The 18,968-nt window shown below is 60.9% G+C and carries 16 protein-coding genes; all 16 read left to right on the forward strand.

Annotated elements, in window-relative coordinates; all coding sequences use genetic code 11:
• Window positions 1–22: 22 nt before the first annotated feature.
• The 16 genes from RB146_02220 (at window position 23) to RB146_02295 (ending at window position 18,617) form a co-directional block, all read left to right on the forward strand.
• Complete coding sequence (locus tag RB146_02220) at window positions 23–310, forward strand: Uma2 family endonuclease (protein ID MDQ7827795.1); 288 nt, start codon at window positions 23–25, stop codon at window positions 308–310.
• 17 nt (window positions 311–327) lie between these two features.
• Entirely contained in the window at window positions 328–1,923 is a 1,596-nt protein-coding gene (locus RB146_02225) for a hypothetical protein (protein ID MDQ7827796.1), read from the forward strand.
• A gap of 42 nt (window positions 1,924–1,965) precedes the next feature.
• Window positions 1,966–3,357 carry a phosphomannomutase/phosphoglucomutase gene (locus RB146_02230; protein ID MDQ7827797.1) on the forward strand — a complete coding sequence of 464 codons (1,392 nt, stop codon included), beginning with the start codon at window positions 1,966–1,968 and terminating at the stop codon, window positions 3,355–3,357.
• 6 nt (window positions 3,358–3,363) lie between these two features.
• Window positions 3,364–4,239, forward strand: coding sequence for a Wzz/FepE/Etk N-terminal domain-containing protein (locus RB146_02235; GenBank protein ID MDQ7827798.1), 876 nt, complete (start codon window positions 3,364–3,366; stop codon window positions 4,237–4,239).
• 367 nt (window positions 4,240–4,606) lie between these two features.
• Window positions 4,607–5,989 carry a nucleotide sugar dehydrogenase gene (locus RB146_02240; GenBank protein ID MDQ7827799.1) on the forward strand — a complete coding sequence of 461 codons (1,383 nt, stop codon included), beginning with the start codon at window positions 4,607–4,609 and terminating at the stop codon, window positions 5,987–5,989.
• Window positions 5,990–6,004: 15 nt separating this feature from the next.
• On the forward strand, window positions 6,005–7,012 hold the full coding sequence (locus RB146_02245; protein MDQ7827800.1) for a GDP-mannose 4,6-dehydratase: 1,008 nt from the start codon (window positions 6,005–6,007) through the stop codon (window positions 7,010–7,012).
• Between the two features lie 191 nt (window positions 7,013–7,203).
• Window positions 7,204–8,304 carry a DegT/DnrJ/EryC1/StrS family aminotransferase gene (locus RB146_02250; protein ID MDQ7827801.1) on the forward strand — a complete coding sequence of 367 codons (1,101 nt, stop codon included), beginning with the start codon at window positions 7,204–7,206 and terminating at the stop codon, window positions 8,302–8,304.
• Window positions 8,258–9,379: a GDP-mannose 4,6-dehydratase gene (locus RB146_02255; GenBank protein ID MDQ7827802.1), complete on the forward strand. Its 1,122-nt coding sequence runs from the start codon at window positions 8,258–8,260 to the stop codon at window positions 9,377–9,379. The genes RB146_02250 and RB146_02255 overlap by 47 nt, the downstream gene beginning before the upstream one ends.
• A complete protein-coding gene (locus RB146_02260; GenBank protein ID MDQ7827803.1) occupies window positions 9,376–10,293 on the forward strand; it encodes an NAD(P)-dependent oxidoreductase in 918 nt (305 codons plus the stop codon). Before RB146_02255 ends, RB146_02260 begins: the two co-directional genes overlap by 4 nt.
• Window positions 10,290–11,795 carry a flippase gene (locus RB146_02265; GenBank protein MDQ7827804.1) on the forward strand — a complete coding sequence of 502 codons (1,506 nt, stop codon included), beginning with the start codon at window positions 10,290–10,292 and terminating at the stop codon, window positions 11,793–11,795. Before RB146_02260 ends, RB146_02265 begins: the two co-directional genes overlap by 4 nt.
• A complete protein-coding gene (locus RB146_02270; protein ID MDQ7827805.1) occupies window positions 11,792–13,045 on the forward strand; it encodes a glycosyltransferase family 4 protein in 1,254 nt (417 codons plus the stop codon). Before RB146_02265 ends, RB146_02270 begins: the two co-directional genes overlap by 4 nt.
• 9 nt (window positions 13,046–13,054) lie before the next feature.
• The gene (locus RB146_02275) at window positions 13,055–14,191 is read left to right on the forward strand and encodes an O-antigen ligase family protein (GenBank protein ID MDQ7827806.1); all 1,137 of its coding nucleotides are present in this window, start codon (window positions 13,055–13,057) and stop codon (window positions 14,189–14,191) included.
• A gap of 664 nt (window positions 14,192–14,855) precedes the next feature.
• Complete coding sequence (locus RB146_02280) at window positions 14,856–15,866, forward strand: glycosyltransferase (protein MDQ7827807.1); 1,011 nt, start codon at window positions 14,856–14,858, stop codon at window positions 15,864–15,866.
• Entirely contained in the window at window positions 15,859–17,013 is a 1,155-nt protein-coding gene (locus tag RB146_02285) for a glycosyltransferase family 4 protein (GenBank protein MDQ7827808.1), read from the forward strand. The genes RB146_02280 and RB146_02285 overlap by 8 nt, the downstream gene beginning before the upstream one ends.
• Complete coding sequence (locus tag RB146_02290; GenBank protein ID MDQ7827809.1) at window positions 17,006–17,887, forward strand: DUF2334 domain-containing protein; 882 nt, start codon at window positions 17,006–17,008, stop codon at window positions 17,885–17,887. The genes RB146_02285 and RB146_02290 overlap by 8 nt, the downstream gene beginning before the upstream one ends.
• Entirely contained in the window at window positions 17,880–18,617 is a 738-nt protein-coding gene (locus RB146_02295) for a CDP-alcohol phosphatidyltransferase family protein (protein ID MDQ7827810.1), read from the forward strand. Before RB146_02290 ends, RB146_02295 begins: the two co-directional genes overlap by 8 nt.
• The last annotated feature ends 351 nt before the right edge of the window (window positions 18,618–18,968 follow it).

An 18,968-nucleotide genomic window follows, 5' to 3' on the forward strand; every position in this document is an offset into this window, starting at 1 on the left:
AGGCACCCGTGAGGAGGTCCCCATGGCGGTACGCCTGGTGAGGCGGCGCTTCACCGTGGACGAGTACTACCGGATGGCGGAGGCCGGCATCCTGGACGAGGACGACCGGGTGGAACTCCTAGAGGGGGTCTACGCCCGCTACGGCATCGGCGAGGTCTGGGTGGTGGATCTGCAGCGGCGGGGGGTTGACGTCTACCGCACGCCCGCCCCCGACGGGTACCGGTCCGTGCAGCGCACCGCAGGCGGGGACCTCCTGACGGTCGAGGCGCTGCCGGATCTCGCCTTCCAGGCCCAGGACCTGCTGATCTGAAAGGGCGCCCGGGCGTCGTGACCCGCCTCCCGGTCGCCGCGCTGCTCGCGGGCGCCTTCACCTTCCTGGGACTCCCGGCCCCGCCAGCCCGGGCCATGCCCCTGTCGTCGTCCTCCGGGGCGGCCGTTGCGGCGTCTTCGGCGCCCGTCACGCTCACGGCTCAGCGGGCCCGGGTCTCGCCCGGCCCCGTCGCCCAGCCGGTCCCGGTGCTTTCCGGCCCCGCCGTCATCGAGGCCGACGAGATCGCCTACGACGCCGCCACGGAGACGGTCACGGCTGCGGGCCGCGTCCGCGTTACCCACCCCCGATTTCGCCTGCTGGCCGGGCGGATCACCTACGACCTCCGGGCGCAGCTGCTGACGGCCGAGGGCGGCGTGCGGCTCATCGACGAGACCGGCCGCGAGCTCCGCGGGGAGCGGCTCATGCTCGACGTGCGCCGGGAACGTGCCGTGGTCCTGGACGCGGAGACCATCGTCAACCAGGTCTACCTCCGGGGCGCCCGCGTCGACGCCTCGCCCGCGCGCATTCAGGTGCAGGACGCCACGGCGACGCTCTGCGACCCGCGCAGGCCGCTCGTCCGCGTCACGGCCCGACGGGTGGAGGTCCGCCCGGGGGAGGAGCTCGTCGCCCGCGAGGCCTCGCTGTGGCTGGGATCCACCCGGCTCGTGACGCTGGGGACCTACCGGCAGTCGCTGAGACCGGGGGAGCAAGGCCGGAATCTCCCCAGCGCCGGCTACAACACCGCGGACGGGTTCTGGGTCGCCTACCCCTACGCCTATCGGCTCGACCAGGTGGCGGGCGAGCTGAACGCCAGGTACACGACGCGGGCCGGCTTCTTCCTCCTCAATACGCTCCGGTACGAGCGTCCTGCCTGGGCAGCCACACTACGGACCGGCCGCACCCAAATCGTGGACGTCGACGGTGTCGCCCGCCGGGTCACGCTGGCGGAAGCCTCCCTCGCCGTGCCCGCCCGGGCCCAACCCCCGGGGTTCTCCTGGTCGGCGCACCTCTCCGCGGGCTGGGCCGCCGAGGAGGACTCCGGCGTCTCCGCCCCCAGAGTGGACGCCCTGGTCACGCTCAGCTCCCCGCCCGTGCGGCTGGGCCCGGACCTGGCGGTCCAGACGGGCTTCTCCGCGCGCTACACCGCCTACGGCACCGCCGGCCAGCGCACGGTCCTGGGCCTCGTTGCGGGCGCCGGGGCCTCGCTGGGCCCGCGGACGAGCGCCTCCCTCCGCTACGACCTGACCGCCGTGAGCGGCGCCACCCCTTTCTTGTATGACCGGATCCTGCCGGCCAGCACCGCCACCCTGAGTCTGGTCCACCACCTCCCCCCGATCCGGGCCTCCCTGGTCCTCTCGCACAACTTCATCGGCCCGGAGACGAAACTTTCCGGGGAGGTCAGCAGCCCCCTCGGCCCGAATATCTCCCTGGCAGTGGCCGCGGTCGTCAACCTGACGACCCGGGCCCTGGAGGACCTGGACTACACGCTGGCGTACCGGTGCGATTGTGTGGCCGCCTCCCTCCGGTACCGGCAGGTGCGGCGGGAGGTGTGGGTCGAGGTGAGCCTGGTGCCGTCGCCGGCAGTGGCGTTCCAGCGCCCGGCGGAGCCGTAGCCGGTGGCGTGTGGAGCGCCACCCCTTCCCGACGGGGAGGCCATGAGACTCGTCACGACGATTCCCGGGCACATCTTTCGGGAGTACGACATCCGCGGCGTGGTGGGCGAGGACCTCACCCCGGAGGGGATGTACACGATCGCCCGGGCCTTTGCCACCTTCCTGGTCGCCCGCGGTGGCGAGCGCCGGGCCCTCGTGGGGCGCGACAACCGCCTCCACTCTCCCGCACTCGCCGGGGCGGCCGTCGAGGGGCTGCGCGACGGCGGGTTCGCCGTGGTGGACATCGGCACCGTCATCACGCCGGCCTTCTACTTCGCCCGGATCCACTACGGGATCGACGGCGGGATGATGATCACCGCGAGCCACAACCCGCCGGAGTACAACGGGGTCAAGCTGGCCCACGGACACGCCACCCTCTACGGCGAGGAGATCCAGGCGGTGCGCCGCTTGGTGGAAGGCGGGGACTTCGTCAGCGGCCGCGGCCGGGTGGAGGAGCGCGACGTCCTCCCCGCGTACAAGGCCATGCTCGCGGAGAAGATCCGCCTGGGCCGCCGCCGGCTGAAGGTGGCGGTGGACTGCGGGAACGGGACGGCCAGCCTGGTGGCTCCCGACGTCATCGAGTCCTGGGGGGTGGAGGTCCTCCGGCAGCACTGCGACTCCGACCCGACCTTCCCCCACCACCAGCCGAACCCGGTCAAGCCCGAGAACGTGCAGGACCTCATCGAGCTGGTGCGCCGGGAGCGGTGCGACCTGGGCATCGGCTTCGACGGGGACGGCGACCGGATCGGGGTGGTGGACGACCAGGGACAGATCGTCTGGGGTGACATCCTCATGATCCTCTTCTGGCGGGAGATCCTGCCCCGCCACCCCGGCGCCCTGGCCCTCATCGAGGTGAAGTGTTCCCAGGCGCTCGTGGACGAGGTGGAGCGGCTGGGGGGACGGCCGCTCTTCCACCCGACGGGGCACTCCCTCATCAAGGCCACGATGCGGCAACGCGGCGCCGTCTTCGCCGGGGAGATGTCCGGGCATATGTTCTTCGCGGACGAATACTTCGGGTACGACGACGCGGTCTACGCCGCCGGGCGCCTGCTGCGGATCCTGTCTGGAAGCCAGGAGGCGCTCTCCACCATCCTGTCCACCCTCCCCCGCTACCCGGCGACCCCCGAAGTCTACCTGGAGGTGTCCGACGCGTTGAAGTTCGACGTGGTGCGCCGGGTGACGAAGGAGTTCCAGGCCCAGGGGTACCCGGTGGTGGACGTCGACGGTGCCCGAATCCTCTTCCCTGACGGCTGGGGGTTGGTGCGGGCCAGCAACACGCAGCCGGCGCTCGTGCTCCGGGCGGAGGCGCGGAATGCCCCGGCCCTGGGACGCGTGAAGCGCCTCCTCGAGGAGACCCTGGCACGCGTGGCTGCTCTGCCGCATCCGGAGTGGTAGAGGCTCGTGGACGATGAACTAGACCTCCGACAACTGGTCGCCGCCCTGTGGAGGCGTCGCGCCATTGTGGGCGCCGTCACGGTCCTCGCCGTGGCGGCCGCCGTGGCCGCGAACCTCCTGCTGCCGCACGTGTACGAATCGGTGGCGATTGTCCAGCTCAGTGAGCACAGCGCGGCCGCCTATGCCTCCCCCGCCTCCGCCGCCAATGTGATCACCAGCCTCGACTTCCTGGAAACCGTTGCCGCTCAGAGCGGCCTGGGACTCTCCGTCCGGGAACTGGAGAGGCGCCGCCTGGTCAGGGCCGAGCCCGTTCGGGACACCCGCATGGTCCGGATTCGAGCCCGTGCCGATGCACCGGAGCGGGCCCGACGGCTGGCGGATACGGTGGTGCGGGCGCTCGTCGCCCGCGCGTCCGAGCGGGTGGTCGAACGCCGTCGCGACCTCGAGAGGCGGCTTCGCACGGTGGACGCGCAGCTCGCGGAGGTCCGGAGAATCCTCGCCCTCTCCCGCGAGGTCCTGGCCGGACTTCAGCGGGGAGCCGGAATGGCGGAGGAGGACCGCGGGTTCGTTCGAACGTTGTTTACATTGAACAGCCTCGGGGTGGCCGAGGCTCTCTACCGCGGCCTTTCGGAGTCGCAGAGAGCGCTCACAGCCGAACTGCTGGCCATTGAACGCCCCGTGGTCGTGCAGAACCCCTCGCGCCCCCTCCAGCCGGTCAGCCCCCGCAAGGCGCTCAACGTGACCATCGCTGGCGTCCTTGGCCTGATGCTCGGGGTGATGCTTGCCTTCGTATGGGACGCTTTTGTTGGACAGCAGGTGGTTAATGCGGCAGTAGGGAAGGCTAGTAGTATGATTGGCCAATCGAGGAGGCCTGAGCTATGAGGAGTTGTGTCTCTTTGTAGACCAGACCGCGCAACTGCTTGCTAGACATCCAAGATCGGGGGAAGCGGAGGGTGACATCTCAAATCTTTTACATCCCTTGATAAGAGCACCTGCGGCTGATTGCCAGTCGGTAGAATGATTCCGACCGTGACCACCGGAAGAATCGAATTTTTGGCGAATGCCTCGAGAGGGTTTTAGTACGCTCGATACTTCGATGGGAACTGGAGGGGAGGACGGCGTCCGCGACCTGTGGCCGGGTTTGAGTCCGAGTTTCTATCCTTTGAGCCCAGGTTTCTATGCTAGGGTGCAACTTGACGACAGGCAGCACTGTGGCGTAATCAGGACTGTTCTCTCTGGTTGAGTCAGCATGCTTGCGGGCTACGGCGTCTCAGTAGATCGCGTGGGACGGTGGGCAGAGCCCGGAGTCTCTTCTATCGCAAGGGAAGGGGAGTGTATCGGTATTGTTGGTCTCGGTTACGTAGGGCTAGCACTGGCCTGTGCTTTTGGCAGGGCTTTCCGCACGGTTGGGTTTGGCAGCGACTCCAGTCGAATACGCGAGCTGCGGGAGGGGATCGATCGCAACGGCGAACAGAGTCCTGAGAGTGTTCGTGCTCCGCTTCTAGAGGTGACCGACAATCTTGATCGGTTGCGAGACGTGTCCTTCTTTGTCATCGCGGTATCTACTCCCATCGATCGGAGCAAACGACCAGATCTCTCTGCGCTCATCGGCGCTAGTCGAATGATAGGACGGAGCCTCAATGACCCGGGTAGGCGGCGGGATCTCGTCCCCGTTATTGTTTATGAGTCAACGGTGTACCCGGGTTGCACGGAAGAGGTCTGCGTCCCCATCCTTGAGGCGGAATCAGGGTTGGTCGCGGGTCGAGGCTTCAAAGTTGGATACTCTCCCGAGCGTATCAACCCGGGCGACCCGGAGCACACCATCGAGAACGTCGTCAAAATCGTAGCTGCCCAAGATCCAGAAACGCTTGAACTAATAGCCTCCATTTATGGAACTATTGTTAAGGCTGGTATCGCTCGTGCACCCGATATCCGCACTGCGGAGGCGGCAAAAGTTATTGAAAACGTGCAGCGTGACCTGAACATCGCTTTGATCAACGAACTGGCAACATTATTTCATCGGTTGGGTTTAAACACACACGATGTGCTTCGCTTGGCGCGAACTAAGTGGAATTTTCTACCTTTTGAGCCCGGCCTGGTGGGAGGGGACTGCATTCCGGTTGACCCCTACTACTTGACCTATAAGGCGCAAGAGGTGAATCATCATCCCGAAGTCATCCTGGCCGGCCGAAGAATTAACGATGCAATGGGGACATACGTTGCTCGCGAGACGGTTAGACTGATCATCCGCTCAGGCAAGCCCGTGTTAGGTGCGCAAGCACTGGTCCTCGGGGTTGCGTTCAAGGAGAACGTGCGCGACACGCGGAATACACAGGTTGTGGAGCTCGTACAAGAGTTGACCAGCAATGGAGTCGTTGTCTCCGTTTTCGATCCGCTGGTCCGGAAGGATCAGTTGGATCAGTTGGGACTTCACGCCGTAGCCGATCCCTTCGAGCACGGAATTCGGTATGACGCATTGATTCTGGCGGTTCCACACCGCTACTTTTGCGAGCGCACGGCATCAGAGTACCTGAAGCTCTTTCGGGGAGATGGCCGGCCTGTGTTCGTCGATGTGAAGGGAGTTTTTCGTGACGTTTTCGCGGACAATGACATTCTCTACTGGAGCCTCTGAGAAGGTGTGGAACCCATGCCCCACGCGCTGATCACAGGAGGGGCCGGATTTATCGGTTCCCACTTGGCTGAAACGCTGCTTGCCGATTCTTGGACGGTGGAAATCATTGACGATCTTTCGACAGGCAGCATTGCGAATATTGCTCACTTGCGGGAACATCCAGGATTCTCCTACGTACTAGACACCGTGATGAACCGTTCCTTGATGATGGAGCTCGTCGATAAAGCCGATGCGGTCTTTCATCTGGCTGCTGCAGTGGGTGTGCGACTCATCGTGGAGGAGCCAGTACGGACTATCGAGACAAACATCAAGGCTACCGAGCTTGTCTTAGGGTTGTGTGCGCGAAAGCAAAAGCGCGTGTTGTTGTCGTCGACGTCCGAGGTATATGGAAAACTCGATCGACCCCGATTCGGCGAGGAAGATGATCTGGTACTGGGGCCGACCTCAAGATCTCGCTGGTGCTATGCCGCATCAAAGATTATTGACGAGTTCCTCGCCCAGGCCTATTTCAAGACAAAGGCACTGCCCGTGATCGTCGTCCGCCTTTTCAACACAATCGGTCCGCGGCAGACGGGACAGTACGGAATGGTCGTCCCCCGTTTCGTCCGCCAAGCCTTGGCTGGGCAACCGATAACGGTTTATGGTGACGGCACGCAACGTCGATCGTTCGCATGGGTGGGAGATGTAGCGAATGCCATGGTGGCGTTGATCCGCTCCCCGGATGCTGTGGGGCAGGTTTTCAATGTCGGTCACACGAAGGAGATAAGCATCTTGGAGCTGGCGCGGTTGATAAAAGAGCTTGCTGGTAGTCGCTCCGAAATTGTATTCGTTCCTTACGATGAAGCGTACGAAGAGGGCTTCGAAGACATGCCTCGGCGTCTGCCTGACCTAACGAAGATCCAACGAACTATAGGCTATGAACCGAGTATGGACCTCCCCGAGATGCTTGAGCGTATCATTGCTTATCACCGGACTACGCAGAGTACTCCTGTTCCAAGCACCCTAGCGAAAGGGACAGAGTGATGAAGGAGGTGGCAGCGGCCGGGCAGGCCGTGCAGCCGATTTCCCTCGAGATTCAGCGATGGGTGAGGGAGTACCTGGCTCTCCGGCCCTTGGAGAGGACCAGCCAATGGCGAATACCGCTCAGTGTTCCCACGTATGGATGGCAGGAGATCTGTGAAGCTATTGACACGCTCCTCTCTGGGCAGGTCACGATGGGCGAGAAAGTGAAGCAGTTTGAGCGGCTGTTTGCGGCATATCTCGGAGTTCGGCATGCAGTCATGGTCAACTCTGGGTCCAGTGCAAACTTAATCGCCCTGAGTCTTCTTAGTCATCCCGAGCTGGCCAATCATCTTCGAGCGGGTGACGAAGTCATCGTGCCTGCCGTGCCATGGTCGACCACTGTCTTTCCCGTACTCCAGGTAGGGGCAATTCCGGTTTTTGTAGATGTCGATCTTGAGACATTCAACATCTCCATTGAAGAGATCGAGAAGGCGATCACACCTCGGACTCGTGCAGTGATCGTGGTGCACCTCCTGGGCCGACCTGTCGACATGGATGCCGTCCTCGCCGTGGCTCAGGAACATGGTCTCTTTGTCATCGAGGACGCTTGCGAAGCACCAGGGGCCATGGTCCACGGACGCAAGGTCGGAACTTTCGGCGACGTGGCGACTTTTAGCTTCTTCTTCTCACATCATATCAGCACCATTGAAGGCGGTCTCGTGGTGACCAACAACGACGATTTTGCTGATCTAGCGCGGTCCCTGCGTGCTCATGGCTGGGTGCGTGAGATGATAGCGCGAGAGGCCTGGGCAGCGAGATGCCCGGATTTTGATCCTCGCTTTCTGTTCGTTACGGCGGGCTATAATTTCCGGCCAACGGAAATTCAGGGTGCTTTTGGTATCCATCAAATGGAGAAGTTGGAAGCTTACATCGAGATACGCCGGGCTAATGCGGCCTACTGGCGCGACCATTTGAGTCCGTACCAGGATCGCTTGGCCATCGCCGACGAACATGCGGGCGGCCGGCATGTCTGGTTCAGCTATCCGCTGCGGATCCTGCCCGGAGCGGGCTTTGGTCGGAGAGAACTCGCCAGAGCGCTAGAGGCGAACGGCATCGAGACACGGCCAATCATGGCGGGGAATATGGCCGCGCAACCGGTGATGCGGCTGTATGGACATCGGAGGGTTGGGGCCCTGTCAAACGCCGCCGAAATCGGCCGAAATGCCCTTCTGTTCGGGAACCACCATGGCGTCACGGAGGAGGATCGTGCCTACATCGTCTCCTGCATCACTTCCTTCTTACGACATCGGTGACCAGCTCATGGGGCGCCGTGCGCTGATTACCGGGATCACAGGTCAGGACGGAGCCTATCTCGCACAGCTCCTCCTTGACAAAGGGTATGAGGTCTTCGGAATGTACCGCCGCAGCGCCAGCCCGAACTTCTGGCGATTGCACGCTCTAGGCTTGGCAGAGCGCGTAAATCTGGCGCCCGGGGATGTGACTGATTTCCCCTCCCTTCTCGCGTTAATCGAGAGAATTGCTCCTGACGAGATTTATAACTTAGCAGCCATGAGCTTTATCGGAACGTCCTTCGAGATTCCCATTGCAACAGGACAGGTGGATGGGCTGGGAGTGGTAACGTGCCTGGAGGCTATTCGCACGCTCAATCCCCGCGGTATCCGATTCTACCAGGCGTCAACATCGGAGATCTTTGGACGTGTTCGGCCGGATCATCTTCCGCTACGAGAGGATTCAGAAAAAACCCCGGCCTCACCCTACGGCGCGGCTAAGTTGTACGGGTACCAAGTGACCCGAATATATCGCGAGGCATATGGACTCTACGCTGTTAATGGCATCCTGTTCAATCATGAGTCTCCGCTTCGTGGTCTGGAATTTGTTAGTCGAAAAATCTCTAATGCAGCAGCGAAGATTGCGCTGGGGTTGGACAAAGAACTCGTTCTGGGGAACGTGCACGCAGTGCGAGATTGGGGTTATGCACCGGAGTACGTCGAGAGCATGTGGTTGATGCTCCAGGCACCTGCTCCCGATGACTATGTTATTTGTACGGGAGAAGGTCATTCGGTTCTGGAGATGGTTGAGGAGTGCTTTCGGCACTTGGGGCTCGATTATGAGGCCTATCTGCGTGTCGATGACGCGCTGAGACGCCCGCTTGACGTTGACTGGCTCGTGGGAGATGCCGGGAAGGCGCATCGAGTGCTGGGGTGGTCACCTCGGGTCAAGTTTCATAGTCTCATGAAGATCATGGTCGAAGCCGATCTCGAGAGGTGGCGGAGGTTCCTGGAGGGGAAACCGGAAGTGTGGGATGCTCCCTTTCATCTGAGCGAACATCGGCATTTCTTTGCGCGGAACCGCCTTCAGCCAGCATGATTGTCAGTATTGTTGGCGCGACCGGCTTCATAGGCACCTGGTTAGCGGAACGCCTGCACCGTGAGCAGGGGTGTGCGCTAAAATTGGTGGTCCGATCCTGCGATCGACTCCCCCATACCTGGCGCGAGGCTAAGGATGTGACGATCTACGAGGCCGATGTAGCAACAGCAGGGCTTCGGTTGAAGCATTGGCTAGTCGACAGCGATGTCGTGTACCATCTAGCCGGGAGTCCTGGCGTGTGGTTCTCTTATCAAAACCCGATAGCGGACGCGCGTATCTCGGTTCTAGGAACCGTCAATCTGCTGGAGGCCCTGCGGGCGAGTGGGCATGGCAAGATCGTCTTGCTCTCCACGTGCCGCGTGTACTCCAATCTCTACGATGCGGATGAGGACACGCCCACTGAGCCCACATCTCCATATGCGGCAGGCAAGCTTGCGGCCGAGTCCTACACACAACTTTACGGACGGCGGTTCGGACTTCGCTGGACGATTCTCCGACCTTCCTGGGTCTATGGACCTCGAATGGTGAAGAATCCTATCTACGATCTGGCGTTGGGATTTCTTGATCGACGCCCGGTGCGCTTGAGCATCTCTGCTGACAGTGCGCTCGATTTTATCCATGTTCGGGACGTGGTGGAAGCACTAGTGCGTGCAAGTGGAATGAGCTGGGACAACTTGATTGTCAATGTGAGCAGTGCTCAATCCGTTCCTCTGCGGGAAGTCCTGGCCATGATGCATCGGAAGTTCGGCTACGTCGTGGAGGTCGAGCATGTTTCGAACAACATCCTGAGCGCCCGCGTGATCAACGACTTGGCACGCCGCCTTGGATGGTGGCCAATCGTCCCACTTGAACAGGGAATCGGCGAGACCGTAGAGGCACTCCGAATGGATCCCGCACGACCCCAAAATCTGTGATCGCCCGAAATACTCTTCTGAACCTCATGGGGCAGGCCCTGCCTCTCTTCGTTGGTGCCCTTGCTCTGCCCGTTGCTTTCCGGGGATTGGGCCCCGAACGGTTTGGGATACTGTCACTGGCTTGGATGCTCTTGGGATACTTCAGTCTGGCCGATCTCGGTTTGGGGCGTGCGATCACCAAGTACTCAGCTGAGGCGCTAGCCCGTCGGGATGTCACGGCATTGCCAGCTGTCGTCCATGCCGGTATTGCTCTTCTATTGCTGCTGGGCCTTGTAGCCGCTATTGGGCTCAGCCTGATTGCCCCCCTCCTCGCCTCTCGCATCTTTGTCATTCCGCCAGGGCTAAAGGATGAGGCGAACCGAATGTTCAATCAACTCGCTCTGCTGATGCCATTTGCGGTTATGATTCCCGGTCTTCGAGGAGTCCTCGAGGCAGACCAGCGGTTTGATCTCGTCAATCTCATCCGAGCAACGACGAACGCTCTGCTATTTGCACTGCCGGCTCTCGGAGCAGTGTTGGGGTGGTCTTTGGATGCTCTGGTGAGTGGGCTGCTTGTTGTGGTGGCGGGGAGCTTCTTAGTTACGGGATGGGCCGTCGTGCGACGTCATCCCGTCCTATTGCGATTCTCTCATATAGACGGAGAGTGGGTTAGAAAGCTGCTTGGTTTCGGAGGATGGTTGATTATTCCTAACATTCTCTTCCCAGTGTTGCTCCACGTCGATAGGTTTTTTCTTGGTGCCTTCTATTCCGTTTCTACCGTCGGATACTACACAGTTGCGCACGAAATGGTGCTTAGGCTGTGGATCGTCCCTTCGAGTGCGGCGATGGCGCTGTTCCCGGCATTCGCGGCGCTGAGCTCGGCCGATGCTGAACGAACAGCGCTGCTATTCGCTCGCGCCACGAAGTACCTCGTCTTTATCATGGGCCTGGGTGCTATCCTGGTCATCCTGTTGGCGCCGGAGATACTCAGGGTATGGATGGGTCCGGACGTGGCCGAGGCCGGCACCTGGGCCCTGCGGGTGCTAACTGTGGGCATAGCAGTAAATGCTGGAACGTGGGTGGCATACAGCTTTCTACAGGGGATGGGACGGACAGCGAGCATCGCTAAGGCTTATTTGGTCGAATTGCCGCTACGCGTAATTTCTGCTTGGCTGCTGGTGACGCACTTCGCCCTCTTGGGGGCCGCGACCGCGTGGAGTTTCTGGCTGCTCCTAGATGCGCTCTTTTTCGCTTACGTAGCTCGCAGGACACTGCCCGCCATCGGCCCGGCCTTGACCGCCACGGGATTCCCGTGGACGGTGGTTCTCCTGGGCGTTGTGACAACGGCGGGCTTCTCCGTGTACCTCCTGCCCATTCCTCCTGCGGTTCAAGCCATGGGTTCCCTTGCTCTGGCGGCTGCAGTGGTCGTGCTTGCGTGGCGGCGCATCTTTGACTACACAGAGACGGAATCGGTTTTCGCGCAGATACGACGGATCCTGATCCCCAATACGTGGCCTGCATGAGAGTCGCGATTCTGGCAGAATATCTGATCGGTCGGGGCGGGGAGACGCGGCAACTTCTCATGCTGGCCAGGACACTGCAACATCTTGGCTGGAAGGCCACGGTCTACACATATCTTTATGCACCTGATAGTTGTTTTCCCGAGATCTGCAAGGACCTGGAGATCGTTAGTTTGAAACGGGTACAGGCAGGGAATGGCGAAAGTCGCCCAAGTAGGGTTTTGCTCGGGGCCGGAGTCCGTGACAAACTCACTCGTCTCGCGCGTGCGTTCCTATGGAGATCGAGGCTCTCTCAACTGCTTCCTGCTAATGTAAGAATCTTAAACCCTCACGGGCTATTCGTAGAGCCCGCAGTCGTCTTGGCTGCACGTCGCCTTCGCGTTCCTATCGTCTGGATGTGTAATGACCCTTTGACCCGATTCCAAAGGCACGAGGAACCAACGCCTGTCTCGGCATTGTACCTGCGCTACCACCGACGTTTCGTCAGTAAGGTGGCGGAGATTGCCGTCCTGGATCAGCAAAGCGCCCAGATTGTCGCCCGCTTGTACGGCAGGTCAGCAGCGATTGTTCGCAGTGGAGTGGAGTGGCAGAAACTTGCAACGCCCCTAGCGATCGATTTCGCTGACGACGCTGTCCGACGGTGGCTGGATGGCCGTTTCCGGTGCCTTTCCCTTGGTGTTGCATACCCGCATCGTCGCTTTGAGGATGCTATAAGAGCTGTTGCGCAGGTTCGGGCCCATGGCGTCGATATCTCTTACCTCATTGCTGGGACTTTTGTGTACGCCCCTCAATACAAAAGAATGTTGCAAGAGGTCGCCAAGCAGCTGGGGGTCGCCGATCACATCCACTTCTTGGACCGGCTACTGGATGAGCGGGAACTGATCGCTCTCTATCAGCTGGCGAGCGTCTTCGTTTTCCCGAATGAGCGCCAGACTTGGGGACTGGGACCTTTAGAAGCTATGGCGGCGGGCACTCCCGCCGTCGTGTCTACAGGAGCAGGTGTGGCTGAAGTCCTGACAGAGGACGAGACTGCTCTCCTCTTTCCTCCCAGGGCTCCTGGAGAGTTGGCGCGACAGTTGCGCAAGGTCGCTGAAGATGATATGCTACGCCTGCGCCTTGCGAGAGCAGGACAGCGTTTTGTGCAGATGACATTCTCATGGGAGAAATATGCTCGACAGATGATCGATATTTTCGGACGTGCTCTCGGTGCTTCCGACCGGACGGCGCATGGTCCATCGCTGACACTGGATTGAAGAGCGGCGATGTTGGAGATTAGCAATGTCAACGTTCATGTCCTAGAACTCATCGCCCTGCCAATGGCACTGATCCTGCTGTCTACCTCGATTCGTGCGCGTATGACGGTAGCGAACAAAGCGGCGATTGGAGCTTATGCGGTGGCCAGCAGCGCGGTCCTGGGCTCAATCCTGATTTCGGGTCTGGTGGCGATGGACCCCGGCGCGGTCCTTCTCAAGGGAGTGCTGAAGTGGGTGGAAATCATCGGGCTATCGTGGGTTGTCTTGACCTACTGTTCCTCGATGAGGCGGTTCCAGCAGATCTGGATCATCCTGATCCTCACAACACTGCTTACCATTGTGGGGACATTCTATCTCGACTTCGTTCGCCCATACTTTTCCGGAGAATTTACTTCGTGGCCACGGAGCAGTGTCATTCTAACTGCGTTTAGGCGAATCTCGGGAGCCGACGCTCTCTTGGTGGTCGTGCTGACCGCTCCATTTCGAGCGAGGCGCTGGGGCAGGCTCATGGGGCTCGTTTGCCTAGCCCTGACGCTTCTTTCGCTCTCACGAACCGCAGCAGCAGGCTTGGTCGCTTCTCTGGGGTACCTGCTGTGGCGCGGAAGATCTGAGGCGGTGACCTCCCTGTCGTTAAGGCCCGGTCTCGGTGTTGTTCTCGTCGTGCTAGCCCTGCTCTGGGGTGCTCTAAACGAGGTTTTGGTGGCGAGAGCAACGGAGGTGCTGCGGATAAGTCTAAGGCTTGAGTTGGCCCGCGCAGCGTGGGATATGTTTGTTTCCCAGCCGCTCACCGGTGTGGGGGCGGAGAACTTTGGCAGGTATCTCCTATATACTGGGATCTTTCCTGAGGGTCATGGGATGACGCCAAACCTCGCTCCACATAGCGTCTGGTTGCAGACAGCTGCGGAAACCGGACTGATCGGCTTCCTGGCACTGCTGACCTGGTTTGGAACGCTCTGCTGGATCGTATGGCGCCGGAGTACATTTCACTCGGATTCCGTGTGGTTGATGAGCCTCCGGCTAGCGTTCATCGTGCAGGCAATCCTGTTAACGTTTGGCTACGTGGCAGGCGGATCGAGGTTGCAGCTAGCATTGTTCGCAGGGCTGAGTCTGGCCGCGATGCGTCCGCTAGAAGGGCGGCCTCACTGATGGCTCGCCGCGGTAGCTCGTTACCCGCGGATCGTTACCGAGATGTTTACCTCCGGCAGCGGCCGTCGGCGGCTGTCTCCCCGGTTCATCGCAAAGCAGCGGCCATTCTCCAGCGGAACGACTGTCGTTCGGTCCTGGACATTGGATGCGGGACGGGTGGATTAATTGAGGCCCTGCCTACTGCTTCCGTGAGAGTGGTTGGATGCGATTACCTTGACTACTCACATATCCCTTCAGGCGGTGCTAAGGCCTGGAGGAGTGGAAAGTGCGTGGTCGCCGATGCACGGGCGCTGCCTTTCAGAGATCAAGTCTTTGACGGCGTCGCTGCCTTGGGCGTTCTAAACTATCTGGCCGTCGAGGACATGCGTATTGCTCTATGGGAGTGTCGTCGGGTCTTGGTCGCAGGCGGAATCCTAGTGGTCCGGACCGGTACGCTACTCAATCGATTGGGGAACATGGCTCGAGCGGTCTACTACCGCCGCAAGGTTGCCGAAACGAACTACTATCCCGCAAGGGTTTACCTGGGAGAAATGGAAAGAGTGGGATTTCGAACCCTAAAGGTGTTTCACTCGTTGGATACTCCCTGGCAGCTCACCGCGCGAACCCTGGCGAAGTACGTGGGATATCTAATGCTCCGCGCTTTATGGATCGTCGCGCGTGCGATATGACCGACCACCCGTTGGTCAGCGTTGTTATCCCTGCCCATAACGAGGCGTGGTGGATCAATCGCTCGTTGGAGTCGTTTCTGAACCAGACGTACAGGAAGATCGAAGTAATCGTGGTAGATGATGGATCTTCGGACAACACACCCGACGTGGCATCGCGGTATCCCGTGCGGGTTATCCGTCACGACCGATGTCGGGGGGAAGCCGCGGCTCGGACGGCAGGCACACAAGCGGCGCGAGGAGAGATCATCGTACATGGAGAAGCCGATGCTGTCTACCCAGCCGAGTATGTCGAGCGCGGCCTCGCATATTTCCGGGACACCGAGGTTATGGCGGTCTCCTGTGGGGAGATTCGAGTGCATCCTGAAGTGAGGGGTTTGATTGCTGACTATGCTCGAGTTCGGCGTGAAGCGACTTACCGGCTTCGGCGGCGAGGAGTTCGGCCAACTTACGGGTGTCACCTGGTGCGGCGGGAAGTCTTCGAGCGGATAGGCTATTACGACCCCGCTTGCACGATCGGAAACGACGCCGACTTCGCTCTGCGGATTGAGCAGGCCGGTCTGCGAGTTGTCTGGGCCCCCGACCTCCACTTTTACCATGCCGATCCGCACACACTGCGCGGATTCCTGCGGAGGGTCTTCCGGGGAAACCTGACTCGTCGCCGGTTCATGGAGCGTTGGGGGTTCTGGCCCCGTGGATGGCGTATGGCGGTTTTCCTCATATGGAATACCTATATGACGATGGCTCCTCTCCTCTTAGCGTTTGGCGTTTTGGCCTCACCGATTCTCGTCGCTGCGGGCGGCGTCGGCCTGTTGGCGGAGAGCATCGGTCCAATTCTCGTGCATGCTGAATCCCGCGAAGCCTGGTTTCTGGCGCTGCGCCGGCGGCAGATGGCATTGGTGGCTGTATTTCCGCTTTTGCTTCTTCTGCGGGCTCGCGCGGCAGCCTATGGTCGACTAGGAGCGTTGCTCTTCAGCGGCCGGGTGTCCCGGATGGTCACCTATGATTGAAGGCCGTCCTTTACGCGTGAGTTTGGTCACCGGCACGTACCCTCCGGTACAGTGCGGCGTGGGATTCCACACCGCCTTCCTTGCACGGGCACTGGTGGCTCAAGGGGTCGAGGTTACCGTGATCACCTGGGAGCACGGGCAGGGAGGGGGTCGGGGATTGCACCCCGACGATCCTCGGGTGATCACTCTTGACGCGAGTCCGCTTCACTGGCGCTTGGTGAGCGATCGGTTAGAGCAAATCCGTCCGGATGTCGTCCATGTCCAGCTACCGGTGCGGCGAGATCGCCTGCGCAGCGTCCTGCTCTTTCCTCTTCTTCGGATGACTTACCGGCGCGCACCCGTACTGCTGACACTCCACGAGTTCACCGAGGGCCGTATGCTCAGCTTCGCGCGAGGGGCTGCGCTCATTGCTGGAGCGGAGCACGTTATCTTTCCCAATCCTCGTGACCTGGACATTGCCCGACGGCTATTCCCTCGCGCCAAGGCCCGATTTCACCACATCCCGATTGGGCCGACACTTCCGATCGAACAAGCCTTGCGGAATGGCCAGCCTTCACGAGAGGCGCATGCTCTCGCCTACCTTGGGATTCTCTACCCCGGTAAGGGCCTGGAAGTGTTGCTCATGGCAGTGGCCCGCGTCGCTTCGCGTCTCAGGCACGTGCGCCTGCACATCCTCAGCGCCTTTGATCCGCACCAGCGCTACCACCGCCACCTCCGCGATCTGGCCGACCGCCTCGCGATTGCGGACCAGGTCGTCTGGTATCCTTGCCTGTCGTCAGAAGAGGTGGCCGCGCGCTTGGTGCGATGCTCCATCGCCTGCCTGCCCTATCCGCAAGGGGCCACCTTGCGCCGCAGCACCCTGCTCGAGGCCTTGGCTGCCGGAACCGCAGTCATTACTACGAGAACTCGTTGGACTCCTGACCACCTTATCTCCGCCGGAGCAGCTTGGTTCGTTCCGCCTGGAGACGTCACGGCGCTTGCGACGGCAATCGAGCGTCTGTGGCAGGACTCCGATCTGGCTCAGTTCCTCAGAGAAAGAGGCCAAGCCCTGTCCCGTGAGTTTACCTGGGATGTGATCGCCTCGCAAACCGTTCAACTGTATCAGAAAGTCCTGGAGCATCACGTTCGGAGCGCCAATATTGCCTGAGATCGTCTACTTCAATCTCAACTTCGACGATTTCCATCCCCAGGTCAACCCGGACTTCGGGGGTGATCCGGATCGCGGAGCCTTCCGGCGGCTGCGACATCTGCTCGACGAGTTTCCCGGGCTGGTGATCACACTGTTCACAGTACCTAACTGGCAGGATCAGCCTCGGCGCGGGCCGCGACCCTGGTACCTCCTAAAGGAGTTTCTGGGTAGGCCGGTTGTGCAGCCGCTGACCGAGGAGCCCTATCGGCTAGATCGCCACCCGCGCTGGTGCGCGGTCGTCCGCGATCTGTCGTCGCAAGGCCGCTTGGAGGTCGCCGTGCACGGGTACACGCATTGCAACCCCTCCAGGTACGCACACGGCCAGGAGTTCGCCGACGCAGATGAGACGGAGGCGCTCTGGCGGCTCCAGAGCGCTGAAGCGATCTTTCGAGAAGCCGGAATTCCCTTCATCAAAGCTTTCCGGCCGCCGGGCTGGGGGGTGTCCGGTGGCACGATTCAGGCTCTCAAGACGCTGCAATATGCTGTGTTTTCGCCATTCCCTTCACGGCTCCGCATCTCCTCGGTCGGTACCGTCGAAGGCATGTTGATCCCTCCACAGAATTACAGCATCGTTGAAGAGCCGCAGGTCGCACTTCGGCTTGCCGCGCAGCGCGGGGTTGTCTTCGCCAAGGGGCACATGGTCTATCGGTACGGGTGGGAAAGAATGGAAAACGGTATCACGGATCGGAGCTGGGCGAACCTGCGGCAGGTGCTGAGGCTGCTGCACGGTAACTTCACCGTGCGCTACATGTCCCTGATGCAATTGGCAGAGATGGCCGCCCCGCCAGTACATGCCCATTTCGGCCCTGGTACCGGCAGCCCAGATGACTGAATCTACGATGTTCTCGCCTGATCCGTCCCTTGCTGGGATTCAGCCGGGCGCGTCCTCCCTGACCTACAGCTCTCCCGAGGAGCGGCTGCTGTTCCGTTGGGGTTCGCGCCGGCTGGCTCGCGCGCTGGCGAGAACAGCCCTCCGCCCGAACCACGTCTCGATGATGAGCCTGCTCACCACGGTTGCGGCAGCGGGCGCCATCATACTCACCGCTCCCCCTGTTGGAATAGCGGGCCGGGCGGTGACGGCGGCAACCCTATACCTCGCCTACTTTCTCGACAAGTTGGATGGCGATCTCGCCCGGGCCCAGGGACTTTCGTCGATGCGCGGTGCCTATCTGGATAGTTTCCTGGACAGGTTAGGGGAGCTCATCCTCCTTCTGGCGGCTCTGATGGTGTCCGTTCCCCCAGGTTGGCTCGTTCTTGCATCGGCGGCAGGACCCTTGCTGTTCTGGGCACATGCCTTCATGTTCTGGCACTACATGTCAGGAGCGGCAAGCTTCTTCCCCACAGCAAGCGGATGGAAACGCGATCTCAAGAACCTCGCTGGGTACAACCGAACGAAGCACTTTCTTGTCTACATCATACTGGCCGTGGCAGGTCGGCTGGAGTATATCTTTCTGCTCCTCCCCTGGCTGGTCCTCTACACTTCCATACTCTTTCTGGTGCTCGTGGTGTCCGATCGGCGGTTGCGTACGGGAACGGATCCGACGACGGGACGACGCGGATGATCGTTGCCGTAACTGGCCTGGGAGGCAGTGGCAAGACCACCGTGTTGCAGCGACTCCGGGAGATCTTGCCGGTCGAGGTCGTTCACTATCCCGACGCCGAGGGGATCCTCCCAGTGCTCCGTCGGGCGAGTCCCTGGCACCGAGGCCGTGCCCACGACCATGCGTACCGCGATACTCCCCCGCGGCCGGGTCTGCTCGTCCTCTGGGTGAAAGCGGGGCTGTTCTTGCTGGATGCCTGGATCGTCTGGTTTCGGCATCTCCGCCATCGTCCAGGGATAGTGTTGTGCGACCGGTGTCCTTACGACTACTTGGTATATCTGCACAGCGTGGCGACTTCCGGCCGGCGGTTCC

The sequence above is a fragment of the Armatimonadota bacterium genome (genome assembly GCA_031081585.1).
Classification (GTDB): domain Bacteria; phylum Sysuimicrobiota; class Sysuimicrobiia; order Sysuimicrobiales; family Humicultoraceae; genus Geohabitans; species Geohabitans tengchongensis.